Raw genomic sequence first — 17,747 nt, 5'->3', positions numbered from 1 at the left:
AAGGCGGATAGGGAAAAGTTATAACGGCTTAAAAGAAAGAGAGGTGAACAATGAAACGTCTGGTTTTATTTCTTTTTGTAGCAGCTCTGTTGGTGGGCTGTGCTACTACTTATTATGATTCAGAAGGTAATCCTGTGTCGAAAGAGAAGATGGAACAGCTGCGGACGGCAGCTGTAAAAGCCCATTTGGGCGAACAGCGTTACCGCGTCTTTGTGGATAGGATGTATCCGATGCGTGGTCCTGCTGTTTATTTGCAGGATGACTGGGGGATGGAGGTAAGCGGTGATTCTGTTGGCTTGTTCCTCCCTTATTTCGGCAGAGTCTATCAGATTCCTTACGGTCGGGGTGGTGGTTTGAGTCTTGTTGAACCACTCTCCAGTTATAAGGAAGAGCCGATGAAGGACGGACGCCGTATCTTCATGACAACACGCAGCGACTTTGAGAGCTATCAGATAGTGCTGGAAGTCTTTGATAATGCTACTGTCTCGCTCCTGGTTAACCCCAGCGGGAAGGAATCAATCCGTTTTACAGGTGTGATGCAGCTCAACGATACGTTCACACCGAAAGGTGCTAAAACATCCAAGAAACGGCAGACAACATTCATGAAATTATGATTAACCGACTTTATACCTTGTTCCTGTCACTGTTTGTGAGCCTTGTTGCGCTCGCACAGTCGGCAGGAACTATTGCGTCCAGGGATGCCATGCTTTATGAGTCATCCAGTCATCTGTTTGAAAAGGCTGATATGCTGACCAGCGTTTCCATGGAATTGGAATGGCCGAAAGGGCTGAATGGTTCTGTATTGCCAGAGTTGCAACGTTATCTTACCTCCTTCTTTTTTGGTCAGCCATCCGACAGCTACGAAGCAGGATGGAGATATTTCATGTCGCAGCATGGGAAGGAAGTGTGGGCAATAAGGGATGATGCGGATGCCAGCAGGTGTTATTATGATATGCACCTGCGTTGCCTCTGGCTGGAGCCGGGAAGATACATCTCTTTTCTTGCCCGTCTGGAAGAGCGAAATGAAAAGGCTGTTGTTTCCTCAAAGCATGCGTATTTCACTTTTGACCTTATTAATAATAAGGTGTTGACACAGAAGGATGTGTTTAATCAGACACGCCTGTGGCAGGATGCAGGTATCCGTTATCAGTTCTGTGAGGTGCTGGATGCCACGGCAAATGGCTATTCGTCAGACTCTGTTGACTGGGACCGTCTGCCCAACCAGTTTGCTTTAAAAGGTCAGAATACGCTTTTCGACCTTTGTACCGGTAATTCTGGTGATGTTTATTCAGAGGTCGGTAATGATGTGATAGACGTCCTTTTTTCCAAGAACTTCAAGAAGTGGCTGAAGCGGTCCTTGCCAGTTGCTGTGACAGAGAAGTTGCCTAATGAAGCAGTATATACAACTTTGCCAAGTGATTCGGTATTTCCGGAAGTGCAGCCGCAGTTTGAAGGGAGCATAGCAGTTGCTATCGGACAGAACCTTTCCTATACAGGACTGTCGCACGAAGCATTACCTCCGGGAAGAGTCTTCGTCTCTTTTGTCGTTGATGTGGATGGCTCATTGAAGGATATTGTGTTCCTTACGGTCAGCAACATTGAATTGAACCGTGCTGTTGCTTCTGCACTCCAATTATTGAAAGGTTGGAAGCCTGCCACAAGAGATGGCAAACCTGTGGCTTGCAGATACAATCTTCCTCTGATTTTGCACTTCCAATAAGTCTTGACTGGCAAAGTGTAAAACTGACAATCAGTAATTGCGGCATGTCGATTTGATTTAAGTCAACTATATAACAAAAAGATAGATATTAGCCTTGTACATGTTAATTATTGTATAGTTGGCTTTCTTTTTTGAACTATTTGGGTCTTTATTATTAGCTTTTTGTTATTTCTGTGCAAGTAAAATTACAACTGAAAAAGTAAAAAAAATAGTTGAAAAATACTCTTCGGAATATTTGGTAGTGTCGTTTCTTAGTACTAATTTTGCGGCGTCAAACAAAACATAAAGACCTATAAAACAATGAGAAAATTACTTTTGGTAGCACTCGTGTGCTTAGTTTCTGCAACATCTTTTGCGCGTGAAGGCGTTACAACAGTAGTAGTATCTCGTGATACAATATTCTACAATCACCAGATGAAGGTGGTGGCCGACCGTGATGCGGCTGCTTACTATCGTCTTTTGGCTAAGGAGAACTACAAGGGTGAGGAGCGAAACATCTTCCAGGACTTCTATCCAAGTGGTCACAAGCGTCTTGAGGGTGGCTATTCTTTCCTTGATCTTGGCAATGATGCCAATACAGTTCTTGATGGTCGCGTCGTATCTTATTATCCTAATGGCAAGGAGAAGTGGCACTGCAACTATAAGAATGGCAAGCGTCATGGTTACTTGACTTTGAACCTTCGTGATGGAAGTATCGGTGTTGTTGCTTACACTGAGGGCCAGAAGCGTTTCAACTACATGATGGTTACTCATCCTGATGGTAAGATGGAGAAGGTGAGTCTCAAGCAGTATGAGGATTTACTCCAGTAATATTACAAAATAGTAGAACCTGATTATACGTTAGTTTGCTGGTGAAGAAGAGGCTTGTGAAGTCTCTTCTTTCACATGGAAAAGTATTCTTAGCAAAGGCGTTTACGCTTGTTGAGTCAAGCAGTAATACTGGGCTATCAGAAAAAGAATCCCCGGATAGGCTGTATAAGGCCTGTTCGGGGATTGTTGTATTAGTGCTATTTTAGTTGTATAGTACTACTATTCATTCTTGTCATGTCTGGTCCTGCTTATAATACTTTGATAATTCTTTGTCTATTAATTGGGAAAGTCATAGATGTTGGGGAGTTCAGCTTTTATGTCGATAGGATTTTTATATTGTCAGTTGATACAGGAATTTGTTGTTGTTAGCCTTTTATTTGCTTCTTCTGTTAAATGTGTGGATGTTCATCATTATGCTTGTATAAAAGTTGTTCATTATGTATCTTTGTAGTGACCCGAACAACGTTTTGTAATAATATTTCAAATCGTGAAATCAAATTGATGCTCTTTTAGCTTTGAAAAGATGCCCAATTGGCTTCGAGAAGACGCCCTTTTGAGGTCTTGTTAACGCCCTTTTGAACCCTAACTGACGCCCTTTTGAAATGTGGTTGTGCAAAGGTCTGATTCACTGCAGGTTACAACGTTGCTGAAATTCGTTGTTTTTGCACTTTTTCTTGAGCCTGACGGTCTTATAATTGTCAAGATATTTCAAATGCGTTTCTTTTGTATCTTACAGGATACAAGCGGACAAGCGAACAGTTACAGATTTAGATAAAAGCCCTATTGTCTCAATGATATACCTTCAACAGTTAGAATTGTGTATAGATAAAGGGCTGTATGCTATGCTGGCTAAGATTAATAACCAATTGCAGTACGACGGCAAAGATACATAGCTTGACAAGCCATGAGGACTGGATGAACTTACTCTGCAACCAGTAGTAGTCGGCTTCTCGTATGCTGTGGAGTTCTAAACTTATAAGGACAACGGCAAGCCATAGAGGATATTCCATTAAAAAGATTCTGACATCCGCAAGGTTTGTTGTATGGATGATGTTGTTTATCAATGTTGTAGCAGTTGTCATATCCGATGAGCGGAAGAAAATCCAGGCAAGGGATACATAGCTGAAAGTGATAAGCCAACTGAGAGTTTTTGTGTAGGCGTTGTTGGGAATCTCCCTCAGTCCGTTATTGATGCAGAACTTATGGACAACCAGTCCTATACCATGAAGTATGCCCCATACAACGAACATCCACGATGCTCCGTGCCACAGACCTGCAACAATCATTGCCAGGAAGCTGTTGAGATAGGTGCGAAGGGCACCCTTCCTGTTGCCTCCCAGTGGAATATAGAGATAGTCACGGAACCACGTGGAAAGGGCAATGTGCCATCGATGCCAGAATTCGGTGAGGTTCAGACTCTGATAAGGGAACCTGAAATTGTCTTTCAGTTCATATCCCATCAGGGCTGCAACACCTATGGCAAGGTCGCTGTAGCCAGAGAAATCACAGTAGATCTGTACTGAGAAGCCCAGTACACCCATAAGATTTCCAAAACCGCTTTGGGTTGCCGGTGCATCAAATACAATGTTATTGTATTGTGCAATATAGTCGGCAATGAGTGCTTTCTTTATCAGTCCGCAGATGATGAGCCACAGACCTTTGTATACAAGGCTCTCGTTGACATTGTCTTTCGGTGTCTGGACCTGTGGAAGCAATACTTCAGCACGGGTGATTGGACCGGCGATGAGGAGGGGAAAGAAGGTTAGGTAGAAGGTATAGTCAATCAGTTCTGCGGTCTTGGGATAACGTCCCTTATAGACATCGACTGTATAGCTGATAGCTTGAAAAGTAAAGAAGGAAATACCAACAGGCAGCAACATCTTCTCTGGTGAGAAGTTACTGCGTAAGAGTTCGTGGAAAATCTCAAGTGTAAAGTTCGTGTACTTGTAGTAGAGTAGGGGTAGCAATTCGGATAGTATGACGACGGCAAGTCCTATCTTGCGTATCTTTCCACGCTTTAATCGCATCATAAAGCGGGTGAGATACCACGAACTAATGGTTATAATAGGCAGCAGCCACATCAGTATTCCGTTTGCTTTAAAGGCAAAGAAGATGCTGAAAGCAATGACATACGCCTTTGTCCACGTCTGACGATAGCGGTTTAATCCTATGTATATAGCAAAGAAAACGAGGAATGAAACCATAAATGGAAATGTACACAGTGACCAGTTCTTGTCTTGTGTAGACAAGAAATCAAATAAGGCGGTCGTCAACTGTGTTATATTTGCCATTTATCAATCGTTTATGTGCTGCTTAGATCCTATTTAATAGCCCTCAAAAGCTGGTTGTAAAAGCTTTGTGTTTGTTGCCTTATGATGGGCTTTTGGTTTGTTGAGTTGCAGAGGGTTAGCACACTCCTTACTTGCTATAAACTTTGCAGCAGTGTCCATCCAGTAGGCTGATGCAGCCCATGTGGGATGATAATGGTCGCTACCTCGTTCGAGTTTGAGGTTACGACTGTCGAAGAAATGTCCTTTTCCGACATTCTCCTTTATGACATCATTGATGCCTGTGTCGCCATTCCAATTTGAAGGGCTTATCCATACGAAGGGGATGTTGCCTAATTTCTTCACCATTTCCCGCACGTATTGCGTACGGTTGGCAAGGTCGTTGATGAAGAGTTCATTGCTGCCAAGACAGATGAGGATGTAGGTAGGCTTGTATTCGGCAATGAAATGTTCTAAGGTACGTGTTGTTCCCCAACGTTCTGTAGACGAACTATACCATATGACGGTATAGAGCTTGTGCCCGTTTTCACCGGCGTAATCGCCCAGTCTTCGCGACAGTCCTTCCACCATTGAGTCTCCGATAAAGAGGATAGTTTGGTTACGATGTACCTTCTTGACGGTCTGTTTTGTTTGCTTTGTCTTCTCAACAAGTGGTTGGCTTAGGTTGGCAAGTGTTATTTTGCGGATGGTATAGCTGCCCATTGTTATCTCTGTCGGGATAACAGCATAGACAATGATGGCTGCCATGACAGCAGCCATCAGGAGTAATGTCTTTATCTGGGCATACATACGGACGCTTTATTTCAAGTCAACTTCCACTGGGCAGTGGTCGCTTCCCATTATTTCTGTATGAATCTTGGCATCTTCGAGGCGGTCTTTCAGTCGCTCGGAGATGAGGAAATAGTCGATACGCCACCCCGTGTTCTTCTCTCTTGCACGGAAACGGTACGACCACCAGGAGTAGGTTACCTGCTCTGGATAGAGTGTGCGGAAGGTGTCAATGAAGCCATTGCCCAGCAACTGGGTCATCTTCTCACGCTCTTCATCGGTAAAGCCGGCGTTCTTGCGGTTCGTCTTTGGGTTCTTGAGGTCAATTTCCTGATGCGCAACATTCATGTCACCGCATACCACAACAGGTTTTTTCTCATCGAGTTTGTGGAGATAGGCTTGGAAGTCATCCTCCCACTTCATACGATAATCCAATCGACGAAGCCCGTCTTGTGAGTTCGGGGTGTAGACGGTTACGAGGTAGAAGTCATCCATCTCGAGTGTTATCACACGTCCCTCATGATCATGCTCATCAATGCCAATTCCATAAGTTACGCTCAGCGGCTTATGCTTTGTGAATATAGCCGTGCCGGAATAGCCTTTCTTGTCAGCATAATTCCAGTAAGATTCGTATCCAGGGAAGCTGAGGTCGAGCTGTCCCACCTGCATCTTTGTCTCTTGCAGACAGAAGAAGTCTGCATCCAAGTCTTTGAACTGCTGCTCAAAGTCTTTTCCTACACAGGCGCGCAGCCCGTTTACATTCCATGAAACAAGTTTCATTTTATTTCTTTCTTTTCTATTGTGCTTAGTTCAAATTCAACAGGTATGGTGAACTTCTTTTCTTCTTTATATTGAGAGTGAACTCCCAATATTTTTACGATTCTTTCCAGTTTATAGATGACGAAAGTCATTGTAAGTTTGGATGTTTTTGAGTCGTAGTGTGCCTTGAGCTTATTATCCTTTAGTCGTCCTACCACGCTGTAAGTACCTTGAGAGGTCTTTATTTTTGTTGTAATGTATGGTGATGCAACTAAATCTGCAGGATTCTTGGACTCTTGATCTCCAATGAGACGGAATTGAAGAGGACCATATTGAGCTCTTTTTAAAGCTGCACGAAGTTTAACAGCTTCGTCGCTGTTGTCGTCTTCAGATATTCCATAAGCGAGTGATTCATAGGGGAAGTTTTTACAAACTACTACGTCATTCTTATCGACAGTCCAATTTATATAACCAGAAAGCCATTCAAGTTTTCCACTGGCAGATATAAAGCCTTTATAGTCACCAGGTATGCTGTTTAAAACCTTTTTTTGTGCTTCCTGGAACTGTTCTTTGGTTAGTTCCTTGCCACCTGTGTTCTCGTCGTTGTCGTCTTTTGAACAGCTTGTAAGGCATAATGCGAGTGCGCATAATGCTATAGCTGTAAGTTTCATTATCTTTTTCATATACTTTTGTATTTGGGTTCTTTCTCTTAAATATGGGTAGGATTAGCCATTTATATTCTATGAAACAATTTTTATTTATACTTTATTGCCTGTCAGATAAAAGTTAACAGGTGTATCAAAATCTTCTTGTATAATTGCTGTTGCGTGCGCCTTGTCAACTTTCACCAGTTTGTTTGCAGTAAATTGCAATTGCATTTCGGAGTTGTTCATTGTATAACTACTGCTGAACGGCTGATTTTTAAAGGTAAAAAGCCCTGATAATTCATAGGTCCCGCTGGTGGTAGTAACCTCAAACGAGAAGTTGGAAGACAGATTGAACAAGACTTTGCTGTCTTGTGGATGTATTGTCGTAATATACAACTTTAGAGGTCTTTGCTTCTCGTTTATGAGGGTAGTGTATAGTGAAGATGCAGTATTCTTAGAGACTCCATTTGCCAACATTTGGTATGGGAAGTTGTTGATAGTAATAGTAGAGTTTTTGTCTACTGTCCAATTAATTCCCGGCGAAATTATGGTTGTTGTCCCATAAGTGGCAGCCAAGTTACCTTTATAGTTTCCAACAATGTTGTTGAGCGCCTGTATAGCATTTTTCTCAGCATCTGGAATGTCGTTGTCTTTTGAGCAACTTGTAGTAAACAATGCTATTACAAGTGCGCAAATGACCATTGTTATAAGTTTCATATTTCTTTTCATGCTCTTCCTTCTTTTGACGTACTTGTACGAAGCCCTGTTGAATAGGCTTCGTACACGTTACATTTATTGCTTTTTGGCCCTTAGATAGTATGTTATTGGCTTGTCGAAATCTTTCTGCCATTTTACTCCACCATGCTTATGTTTCTTAATTAGTCCCTCTACTGTAAATTCGAGGTATAATTCTGATTCATTTATATTATAGTAACTATTGGATATAGGTTGAGCTTTTTTGATTGATCCTACTATTTCATAATCTGCATTTGGTGCAGAAAGTGGTGCGTAGAAAAGAGGGTCTATATTCAATGACATGCGGTTGTCGGATATGTCAGAACCTGCCATGACAATATAAAGAGGTGCATCTTTAACGTCTAAAAGTGTCTGAAATAATTCTGACATTTTCCCAACAACTCCTTGTTTTGAGACACCATTTGCTAATGTTACGTATGGGAATTTTTCAATAACGATATCATGATTCTTATCTATCTTCCAGCTAATCTCTCGACCATAGGCACCTTCTGTACCAGTTTCTGTCGTGGTAGAGAAACCTAATGTTCCTTTATATTCTCCTACCATGTGGTTAAGAACTTGTTCAGTAGTCTTGGGATAATCAGCTTCATTTTTGTCACTTGAGCAGCTGGCTGTAACTGCTAACATTGCAAATGTACATAAAGCCATAATGGCTGTTTTCATTGTTCTTTTCATCTTTTTTGATTTTAAAAAGTTTATAATAGTGTTTAATTTATATTCTCTTGGTCTCTCCACGCAGCAAGTCCATGAACTCATTACGTGTCTTACTTGATTCAAACACACCGCTATAGGCACTTGTTGTGGTAATAGCATTCTGCTTTTCCACGCCACGCATCTGCATACACATGTGCTTTGCTTCTATGACAACCATCACACCCTGTGGTTTCAGCGTGTCGTTGATGCACTGCATAACCTGCTCTGTCAGGCGTTCCTGTACTTGCAAGCGATGTGAGAAGATGTCAACAACACGTGCAATCTTACTCAATCCAGTGATATGTCCGTTCGGGATATATGCCACATGTGCCTTTCCATAGAAAGGAATCATGTGGTGTTCGCACATAGAGAAGAAGTCTATGTCCTTGACAATGACCATTTGGTTATACTTCTCTTCAAACAGCGCATCAGTCAATACCTTATGTGGATCCTGCGTATAGCCACGTGTCAGCACCTGCATAGCCTTGGCAACACGCATAGGAGTCTTCTCCAATCCTTCTCTTTCAGGGTCTTCACCTAAGAGTGTGAGCACCTTTTTGTAAAGTGCAGCAAGTTCATCTAAACCCTCGCGGAACTGTGTTTCTGGAGTCATATTATTTTTATTTCTGATTAATGGTGTATGTGTTAGGCATGCCTTTCATCTATAATCCTGGCATATTGTTTTATATATAATTAAGGTGTATTCAGCTTTTATCTGTTAATAAAACTGTGATGTCTTGACGGTTACCATCATACGGATGACATTGGCGTGTGGATAGCCCTCTTTCCGAAGTGTCCGCATAACCTTCTTTGCAGCATCATAGTCAGTGAAATTACCCACAAGACACATCCAACGTGGTGCATAGAAATGCACATAGACTGGCTGGTCGGGGAAAAGCTCCTTGGCTTTCTGTCCTGCCTTGTCAGCCTGTTGGTGTGCGATGCGTGTATTACCACCGCTGTACACCTGCACACGGAATCCTCTTGTTTTCATTGTGCCTTTCTTGACACGTTTGGTCACAAGACGTGTGCCATCACTCTCGCCCCATGTAGGGACGTGCGGTCTTTTGACTAAACGCTTCACTATCTTTGTCCTGGTTTGTCTGACAGGTTGTAGGGTTTTGTTGTCGGGTCGTGCTATCTCCGGCTTTGGTTCATTGATTTTAGGCACAATCAGCTGCTTCGTGTCAGGTGTCTTGAGCGCAGGATGTGCCGTCTCGTGTTGACTCTCTACTTTCTTCTTCCGGTCTTTTTTACTTTTCTTTTCAGCTTTCTTGCCATTGACCAATGCGTCAATCTCGGCACTTTGCGTTACCGTTACCGACCCTTGGGCATTAACAGCCACGACAGCAGTCAGCATGAACACTATGATTGTAAGGAGTCTTTTCATTCTTTATCGTATAAAATTGAAGTAGAGGTTGTATCAAATATGCCGATGGACTCAGTCCGGATGGCAATTTGATACAGCCTCTTTGTTTTTCTTTGGATTACTTCTTCCAAGCGTCGATGATACCCTTGAAGTCAGCAGCCTTCAATGAAGCACCGCCAATCAAGCCACCGTCGATGTCAGCCTTGCTGAACAATTCAGCAGCGTTGCCTGCGTTACAGCTGCCACCATAGAGGATAGATGTCTCCTCGGCAGCCTCCTTGCCGTACTTCTCTGCAACGATTGAGCGGATGTAAGCCAGCATTTCCTGTGCCTGGTCAGAAGTAGCGGTCTTGCCGGTACCGATAGCCCAGATTGGCTCGTAAGCCAGGATGATGTTCTTCCACTCCTCTGCAGAGAGGTGGAATACAGAACCCTCGAGCTCAGCCTTTACTACCTCGTTCTGCTTCTCAGCCTCACGCTCCTCGAGTGTCTCACCGCAGCAGAAGATAACCTTCAAGCCGTTAGCCAATGCCAACTGCACCTTCTCCTTCAGAATCTCAGCAGTCTCACCGTAGTACTGGCGACGCTCAGAGTGACCGAGGATAACATACTGTGCCCCAGTGCTCTTTACCATAGCTGCTGAAACCTCACCTGTGTAAGCACCCTTTTCCTTGTCAGCGCAATTCTCAGCACCGAGGTTTACACCCTCAGCGTCCAATACCTGTGCAACACTTGCAAGGTGGATGAATGGAGTACAGATAACAACGTCACAGTTTGGCTTCTCTGCCTTCAATGACTCATTGATTTCCTTTGCCAAAGCAATACCTTCCTGCAGGGTCTCGTTCATCTTCCAGTTTCCTGCTACAATTTTCTTTCTCATTTGTCTTTTACGTTTTAAAAGTTGATATAATTTGTTTGACTGTTCTTTCTGTTTCACCCATTCCTCTTTCTGCTTGAGCCATTCCTCACGTTTCCGTACCCATCGTGTCCATGACCAGATGCGGTCTGCCGCAATGAGGAAAGCCAGTGGGAAGATATAACAGATAATAATCAGTACTATTTTCATCCATGTCTTGTTCTCCGGTTCCCGTCCTGTTTCTATCAGGGACAACGGAGCGTTCAGTTCTGCCTGTTTCGGCAGGTCATTGTGACTCCATTTGTTGATGATGGTTCCCTTGTAGAGCAACACCAGTCCCGGGTTACTTCGGATGACGGTTTTCAGTGTCGTTCCGTCAGTAGTATAGAACGGGTACTCTGCCCCGGTAATGTCCCGCCAGTGCTTCACGGCTTTGTCCGTGCTTGCCGTAAGTCCGTAGAATCCGTAGCCGTTCTCTTTCGCATACTCATAGATGGCATCAATGTCTCCGAAGTTGCTGTCGTCAGCCCGCTCCAGTACGGGTGCAATGAGCAGGAAAGTGTATCCGTTCTTGGTCAGTATGCTGTCTGTGAGGTCTTCCCCTGTTTTCTCGTCAGTAATGGAGAAGTCATGAATAGGTGGCTCATAGCCCTGTTCGAGTATTTCCTGATGAGTATCTTTAAACACCCACGTCGAGTCATCGTAGGGATAATCCTTCTCAGTAAACTCCCTGGTCATGCCGTCCTTTTCGCAGATGAAAGTCGTCTTGTAGGTTGTCAGCTTCGCCCCTTTGGGTATCTCCATCCCTTTCTTGATGTTCTGCCCGATGTAATAAGGACGGAAGTCAAAGATGGGCAGATGGTAAAGGCTCAGTATGGATGCCGTGAAGATGAAGACAATCGTGAAGTAAAAGGCAATCCACTGGTTGGTCTTTGATACGAAACGAACCTGATAGAGCGGCCAGCGTGTCACGATGATTGCAGCTGTCAGGAGTATGAGATTCTTGACGAATGTCTGGGTGTTCGTGAGGTGGATGGCATCACCGAAGCAACCACAGTCCTGTATGGGGTTGCTCACGGTTAACCAGAGTGTGACAATGGTCATCACTGCCATGAAGAACAGCGAGACCTTGCAGACGACACGCCGGCGGATGGCAAGCAGTAGCAACACGCCCAAGGTGAACTCTATTGCCGATAAGCCGACGGATATCATCAGCTGTGCCCAGTCTGGAATATATGCCGACAGCTGCACTGCCTCTAAGTATTCCGCAATCTTGTATTGCGAGCCTAAAGGGTCAATTGCCTTGACGAATCCCGAGAAGATGAATGTCAGGGCAAGCAGTGCACGGCTGAGGTTTACCAGTATGGACTTTATTCTATTCATGCAGTTTGATAGCTCCGAAGACGGCGTAGTTCATTATATCCATGTAATTGGCATCGATGCCCTCGCTGACGAGGGTTTCCCCGCCAAGGTCCTCGATTTCCTTGATACGTTCTATCTTTGTGAGGATGAGGTCAGTATAGCTGCTTACACGCATGTCTCTCCAAGCCTCGCCATAGTCATGGTTCTTCTTTATCATCAGCTCGTAGGCTTCCTTTGCGTAGCTGTCATAGAGTGCCAATGCCTCGTCCGGGCTCATGTCAACACTGTCGACAAAGCCTTTTGCCAGCTGGATAAGTCCTACGATGCTATAGTTTATCAGTGCGATGAACTCCGGGCGGATGCCTTCGCCCACTAAACTTTCGCCTGTAATCTCCAGCGAGCGGATGCGTTTCGCCTTGATGAAAAGCTGGTCGGTGAGGGATGAGGGGCGCAGAATGCGCCATGAAGCACCATAATCGTGGAGCTTCTTCCCGAAGAGACTTCTGCACTCTGCGAGTATGTCTTGAAATTCCTGCTGTGTCTTTGTCAGTTGACTTGCCATTATCTTATCTTGATTTGACTGCAAAAATACGGAATTTCGCTGTAATAAACGAATGAATTAACAACTATTCAAGTCTGTCCCTGTGCTTCGCAAACAAATGAAAAGGAACGTGACGGTGCGTGGAATGATTTTCGGTGGTATCTGCAACGTGTCCCAACACGTGCTCATACTGCGAAATAAGCAGTCTGAAGAACCGCTCTTGCAAGCCTGTTGTGCGGTCTTGAAGCATTTTCAGTACAAATGTCTGCAACAGGTTGCAAATTCTATTCATGAAAAATAAGGATCATCCGTTAAATGCGTGGACACTTTTCGTATAGCTTTAACGCAAGAACCGGAGCTGTTTGTTAAATAAAACATAGCCAAGACGGTCTTGATTACCTGATTTATTATCATCCTCCGACGCAGAAAACCTTTTCATGTCAATACTTTGAAAATGCGGGCAACGGTTTGAAAAATCATGACATGATTTCAGGTAAAACACCTACGGATAATGGCAAAAACACGTGTAAAAAGCTGGTTTGCAACCAGCAGTAAATCAATCAGTTATAACGCAGTGCAAGAAAAGGTGCTTAATTGGACTTCAAAAGGGCGTCTATTGCAAGCCAATTGGGCGTCTTTTCAAAGCCAAGAGACCATGTGTTGGTTTTGAACTGCATGAAAATAGTTTACAAACGTTGGGTGACATGGGAATAAATTGTTTGTAGAAGACGGAAAGACATAGCCTCTGTTTGCCTTTTCTGTATTTTTATCTTGCGCTTTATCCCTCCTTTGTGAGACCGTCTGATTTTGGATAGTCATACCATGCAAGCAATACTCCGTTAATTTTTATGCTGCTTCAGCATCGAAACTAAATATCTCATTAATACTTTCTTTATTTAAAGTCGTGTTCGGGTTCTTCTCGAACACGTCAATAATTCGTTGCGAATAGTAGGCATTGACCATCTTCTGTCTTTATAGAAAAGTTTTATCGGAACAATGTCATCAACTATTTGAAGTATAAGATGCCGAAGGAAGAGTTTGAAAGGAGGTTCAAACGGTAAACAATCATTATAGAATGACGGTTGTTGGTGCACGATAAGACTTTTCTCATATAAGTTAGTAGTGCCTTGCCATGTTATTTAACGGCGGTAATAAACCTTTCTTCCCATTTTCTACAGATGTGTTGTTATCCGTCACATGTGATGTTGTTCGTAAGCAGCAATGGTGTTGAGTATAAAATACGTTGCAATATGTTGCAGGATAGAAGCAACTTGTTGTTATAAAAGAATCGTATCACCAAAGTAAACTAAACTTGTTTGGTTTATCATGCGGCTGTCTTCTGGCTTGAAAACAAGTAATTTTACAAGTGATTCATAAGGATTGTTTAGCGTTCTTCCGTTAAATGCGTAGACGCCTACGCATATAAAGGATATAGCCTCAAGGTGAAGTGTTCTTCATTTCTAAATCTATATCACTGAGACAATAGGGGCTTTTATTTAAATCTGCAACTGTTCGCCTGTTCGCTTTTCCTTGTGAGATACGCGAAAGAAATGTATTTGAAATATCTTGACAATTTAGCAGTCGTCAGGCTTAAAAAGAAGTGCAAAAATGCCGGATTTCAGCAGCATTGTAACCTACAGAGAATCAGATGCTTGCACAACCATGTTTCAAAAGGGCGTTAGTTAGGGTCCAAAAGGGCGTTAACAAGACCTCAAAAGGGCGTCTTCTCGAAGCCAATTGGGCGTCTTTTCAAAGCTAAAAGAGCATCAGTTTGATTTCACGGTTTGAAATATTATTACAAAAGATTGTTCGGGTCACTACAAAGATAGATAATGACAGCTTTAAAACAAGCAGAATGATGAATATCCACGCATTTAACGGAAGAAACATATTTAGTCTATTGCCGTGATAAGGTCTTTATGTGATGAGATAAAAGGACAAGTATAACTTCTGAACTTGGACTGGTCAAAATCCAAGGTTTATAAAGAAGAAATAGATGAAGCCGTCTTGAATGACATGTTGTGTTTTTGTTTTCAATCTTTAGCTTGCACCCATTTGTAAGACTAAAGTAATTTATGTATCTTTGCATAGTTCTTAGTATTAAAAGATAACATTATTATATGCGAGACCTCTCAGATGCTGAATTGGCACAGCTTATAGATAAAGATATATTCCATCATATTTCAGACGCAGCCGACAAACTGGGCTTGGAGTGCTATGTTGTAGGCGGTTATGTGCGTGACCTGTTCTTGGAACGTCCGTCAAATGATATTGATGTGGTCGTTGTGGGGAGTGGTATTCAGGTGGCAAGTGAACTGAAATCCATCTTGGGTAAGAAAGCACACTTGTCGGTTTTCCGCAATTTCGGTACGGCACAGGTGAAGTATAAGGACACGGAGGTGGAATTTGTCGGTGCGCGAAAGGAAAGTTATAGTCACGACAGCAGGAAACCTGTAGTGGAAAATGGTACATTGGAAGATGACCAGAACCGTCGCGACTTTACCATCAATGCGATGGCAGTGTGCTTGAACAAATCACGCTTCGGCGAGCTGGTTGACCCTTTCGGTGGTGTTGATGACCTTTGGGACGGTATTATCCGCACACCCCTCGACCCGGATGTGACTTTCTCTGATGACCCATTGCGTATGATGCGCTGTGTGCGTTTTGCTACGCAGCTCAATTTCTTCATTGAAGACGAAACCTTTGAGGCTTTGGAGCGCAATGCTGAACGAATCAAGATTATCAGTGGGGAGCGTATTGAGGAGGAGTTGAATAAAATTATGATGACTGCAACACCGAGCAAGGGATTCATTGAATTGTACCGTTGCGGACTTCTTCAGCTCATCCTTCCCGAGCTTGTTGCGCTTGATGTCGTGGACACAAGGAACGGGCGGGCACACAAGAATAACTTTTATCATACGCTTGAAGTGCTGGATAATATCTGTAAGCACACGGATAACCTCTGGTTGCGCTGGTCGGCACTGCTCCATGATGTCGGCAAGGCAAAGTGTAAGCGTTGGGATGCTGCGGCTGGATGGACTTTCCATAACCATAACTTCGTGGGTGCGAAGATGGTTCCTAACATCTTCCGACGGTTGAAACTTCCGATGGACAGCAAGATGAAGTATGTGCAGAAGCAGGTTGACCTGCACATGCGTCCGATTGCTATTGCCGATGAGGAGGTGACGGATTCTGCTGTACGGCGGTTGATGAATGATGCAGGCGACGATATTGATGACCTGATGACCCTCTGTGAAGCCGATATAACGAGTAAGAATGCAGTTCGTAAACAACGTTTCCTGGATAATTTCCGCATTGTGCGAGAGAAGCTGAAGGATTTGAAAGAGCGTGATTACAAGCGTTTGCTGCAGCCCTGTGTTGACGGTAATGAGATAATGGAGATGTTCCATCTGAAGCCGAGCAGGGAAGTGGGAGAATTGAAGCAGACACTGAAGGACGCCGTACTTGACAACAGGGTGCCTAATGAGCGTGAACCGCTGTTGGCACTATTGAGAGAAAAGGCAAAGGAACTGGGATTAATATAGATAATTATTGTTAAAAAAGTTTCTGTGGACAGAGTTGCTTTAAATATTAATATGTATATTTGCATGCTGAAAACTAAATGTTGCTGGTTTAGTTTTCAGTATGCTCTGTTTTGAGTGATGTGACCGGATTAGGGCACCGGGACGTTTGTAGTCCCTGGTTAAGATGGGACAATATAAAAGAATTTATAATAGTAATAGGTATGAAGAAAAGCAAAATCTTACTGTCAGCAATAGCAGCAGTGGCGGTGTTACTTGCAGGTTGTAGTGGAGGACAGAGAAGTCTTCCAACAAGCAATGAATATCCGGTAGTTACGATTGGTGCATCAAACGCACAGCTGAAGACAACTTATCCGGCTACCATCAAAGGTGTGCAGGATGTTGAGGTGCGTCCGAAGGTGAGTGGCTTTATCACAAAGCTGTATGTACATGAAGGTGAGTATGTCCGTGCGGGACAGGTGCTCTTTGTTGTAGACAACTCTACTTATCAGGCTGCTGTTCGTCAGGCCGAGGCTCAGGTTGCATCAGCACAGAGCGGTGTTGCTGGTGCTCAGGCTCGTGTTGTACAGGCAAATGCAAGCCTTAATTCAGCCAATGCCCAGGCTGCAACTTCCCGTATGACTTATAACAACAGCAAGAACCTTTATAATAATAAGGTAATTGGTGATTACGAGCTGGAAACAGCCAAGAACGCATACGAAACAGCCCAGGCAGCAGTTCGTCAGGCACAAAGCGGTGTTGCATCAGCTCAGGCTTCTGTTACACAGGCAGAGGCAGCAGTCCGTCAGGCACAGGCAATGCTTGCGACAGCCAAGGATAATCTTGGTTTCTGCTATGTGAAGAGTCCTGCGTCGGGCTATATCGGCAGTCTTCCTTATAAGGAGGGTGCTTTGGTCAGTGCATCATCAGCACAGCCTGTTACCACTGTCAGCAATACCTCTTCAATGGAGGTCTATTTCTCAATGACGGAGGCAGATGTGCTGAAACTCAGCCGTACAAACAATGGACTCAGTAATGCCATCAAGGCTTTCCCAGGTGTCAGTCTGTTGCTGGCTGATGGTTCCACCTACAATCATGAGGGTGTAGTTGTCAAGACCAGTGGTATTATTGATGCAACAACAGGTACTGTGAGCGTCATTGCTCGTTTTCCTAACCCGGAGCACTTGTTGAAGAGCGGTGGTAGCGGTCAGATTGTCATTGCCAAGACTAACAATCGTGCTTTGCTGGTGCCACAGGAGGCTACAGTACAGGTACAGAATAAGATTTTTGTATATAAGGTTGATGCTGATAGCAAGGTACACTATACCGAGATTACTGTTGATCCGCAGAATGATGGTATGAATTACATCGTGACAAGCGGTCTTAAAATGGGTGACCGTATTGTGAGCAAGGGTCTCTCAAATCTTGAGGATGGTGCAAAGATTACGGCACTTACTCCTGCTGAGTATGATAAAGCCATTGAGAAAGCAGAGAAGTTAGGCGAGAACCAAAGCTCTGCATCAGGCTTCCTCAAAGCAATGAAGGGAGAAGATAAGTAAGTGATGGGTGTTGAATGTTAGGTGATGGGTGTTGAATGTTGGGTGATGAATGTCAGGTGATGATGATTTGCTTAAGCCATTCGACACTTACCCCTAAA

General features: G+C 43.7%; 15 protein-coding genes. 5 read left to right on the top strand and 10 right to left on the bottom strand.

What is annotated here, in order from left to right; translation table 11 throughout:
* Positions 1-50 precede the first annotated feature (50 nt).
* The 3 genes from ADJ77_RS03990 to ADJ77_RS03980 all read left to right on the top strand — a co-directional run bounded on the left by ADJ77_RS03990 (position 51) and on the right by ADJ77_RS03980 (position 2,530).
* Entirely contained in the window at positions 51-614 is a 564-nt protein-coding gene (locus ADJ77_RS03990) for a DUF4251 domain-containing protein (protein WP_025077575.1), read from the top strand.
* Positions 611-1,720 carry an energy transducer TonB gene (locus ADJ77_RS03985; protein ID WP_025077576.1) on the top strand — a complete coding sequence of 370 codons (1,110 nt, stop codon included), beginning with the start codon at positions 611-613 and terminating at the stop codon, positions 1,718-1,720. The genes ADJ77_RS03990 and ADJ77_RS03985 overlap by 4 nt, the downstream gene beginning before the upstream one ends.
* Positions 1,721-2,020: 300 nt before the next feature.
* The gene (locus ADJ77_RS03980) at positions 2,021-2,530 is read left to right on the top strand and encodes a toxin-antitoxin system YwqK family antitoxin (RefSeq protein ID WP_025077577.1); all 510 of its coding nucleotides are present in this window, start codon (positions 2,021-2,023) and stop codon (positions 2,528-2,530) included.
* Between the two features lie 809 nt (positions 2,531-3,339).
* Here the strand turns inward: ADJ77_RS03980 and ADJ77_RS03975 are convergent.
* The 10 genes from ADJ77_RS03975 to ADJ77_RS03930 all read right to left on the bottom strand — a co-directional run bounded on the left by ADJ77_RS03975 (position 3,340) and on the right by ADJ77_RS03930 (position 12,590).
* Positions 3,340-4,821 (bottom strand): MBOAT family O-acyltransferase, encoded by a 1,482-nt coding sequence (locus ADJ77_RS03975; RefSeq protein WP_050696045.1) that lies wholly within the window; start codon positions 4,819-4,821, stop codon positions 3,340-3,342.
* A 33-nt stretch (positions 4,822-4,854) separates the two neighbouring features.
* A complete protein-coding gene (locus ADJ77_RS03970) occupies positions 4,855-5,607 on the bottom strand; it encodes an SGNH/GDSL hydrolase family protein (RefSeq protein ID WP_050696044.1) in 753 nt (250 codons plus the stop codon).
* 9 nt (positions 5,608-5,616) lie between these two features.
* Positions 5,617-6,366 carry an exodeoxyribonuclease III gene (locus ADJ77_RS03965; protein ID WP_025077578.1) on the bottom strand — a complete coding sequence of 250 codons (750 nt, stop codon included), beginning with the start codon at positions 6,364-6,366 and terminating at the stop codon, positions 5,617-5,619.
* Entirely contained in the window at positions 6,363-7,028 is a 666-nt protein-coding gene (locus tag ADJ77_RS03960) for a DUF4840 domain-containing protein (RefSeq protein WP_025077579.1), read from the bottom strand. Before ADJ77_RS03960 ends, ADJ77_RS03965 begins: the two co-directional genes overlap by 4 nt.
* 75 nt (positions 7,029-7,103) lie before the next feature.
* Positions 7,104-7,721, bottom strand: a complete 618-nt coding sequence (locus ADJ77_RS03955; protein ID WP_025077580.1) for a DUF4840 domain-containing protein — start codon at positions 7,719-7,721, stop codon at positions 7,104-7,106.
* 63 nt (positions 7,722-7,784) lie between these two features.
* Entirely contained in the window at positions 7,785-8,423 is a 639-nt protein-coding gene (locus ADJ77_RS03950; RefSeq protein ID WP_025077581.1) for a DUF4840 domain-containing protein, read from the bottom strand.
* 37 nt (positions 8,424-8,460) lie between these two features.
* Complete coding sequence (folE, locus tag ADJ77_RS03945) at positions 8,461-9,054, bottom strand: GTP cyclohydrolase I FolE (protein WP_013671128.1); 594 nt, start codon at positions 9,052-9,054, stop codon at positions 8,461-8,463.
* Between the two features lie 105 nt (positions 9,055-9,159).
* Positions 9,160-9,831, bottom strand: coding sequence for an SPOR domain-containing protein (locus tag ADJ77_RS03940; protein WP_050696043.1), 672 nt, complete (start codon positions 9,829-9,831; stop codon positions 9,160-9,162).
* Positions 9,832-9,928: 97 nt separating this feature from the next.
* Positions 9,929-12,049, bottom strand: coding sequence for a BT_3928 family protein (locus ADJ77_RS03935; RefSeq protein WP_050696042.1), 2,121 nt, complete (start codon positions 12,047-12,049; stop codon positions 9,929-9,931).
* Complete coding sequence (locus tag ADJ77_RS03930) at positions 12,042-12,590, bottom strand: DUF1599 domain-containing protein (RefSeq protein ID WP_025077583.1); 549 nt, start codon at positions 12,588-12,590, stop codon at positions 12,042-12,044. The genes ADJ77_RS03935 and ADJ77_RS03930 overlap by 8 nt, the downstream gene beginning before the upstream one ends.
* Positions 12,591-14,689: 2,099 nt before the next feature.
* Here ADJ77_RS03930 and ADJ77_RS03925 point away from each other — a divergent pair.
* Together ADJ77_RS03925 and ADJ77_RS03920 are read left to right on the top strand one after the other, a co-directional pair.
* Positions 14,690-16,114 carry a CCA tRNA nucleotidyltransferase gene (locus ADJ77_RS03925; RefSeq protein WP_050696041.1) on the top strand — a complete coding sequence of 475 codons (1,425 nt, stop codon included), beginning with the start codon at positions 14,690-14,692 and terminating at the stop codon, positions 16,112-16,114.
* A 200-nt stretch (positions 16,115-16,314) separates the two neighbouring features.
* A complete protein-coding gene (locus tag ADJ77_RS03920; protein WP_025077584.1) occupies positions 16,315-17,649 on the top strand; it encodes an efflux RND transporter periplasmic adaptor subunit in 1,335 nt (444 codons plus the stop codon).
* The last annotated feature ends 98 nt before the right edge of the window (positions 17,650-17,747 follow it).

The organism is Prevotella fusca JCM 17724 (genome assembly GCF_001262015.1).
Classification (GTDB): domain Bacteria; phylum Bacteroidota; class Bacteroidia; order Bacteroidales; family Bacteroidaceae; genus Prevotella; species Prevotella fusca.
Note: the sequence above shows the minus strand (reverse complement) of the source record. Positions and strands in the feature narration are given on the sequence as shown.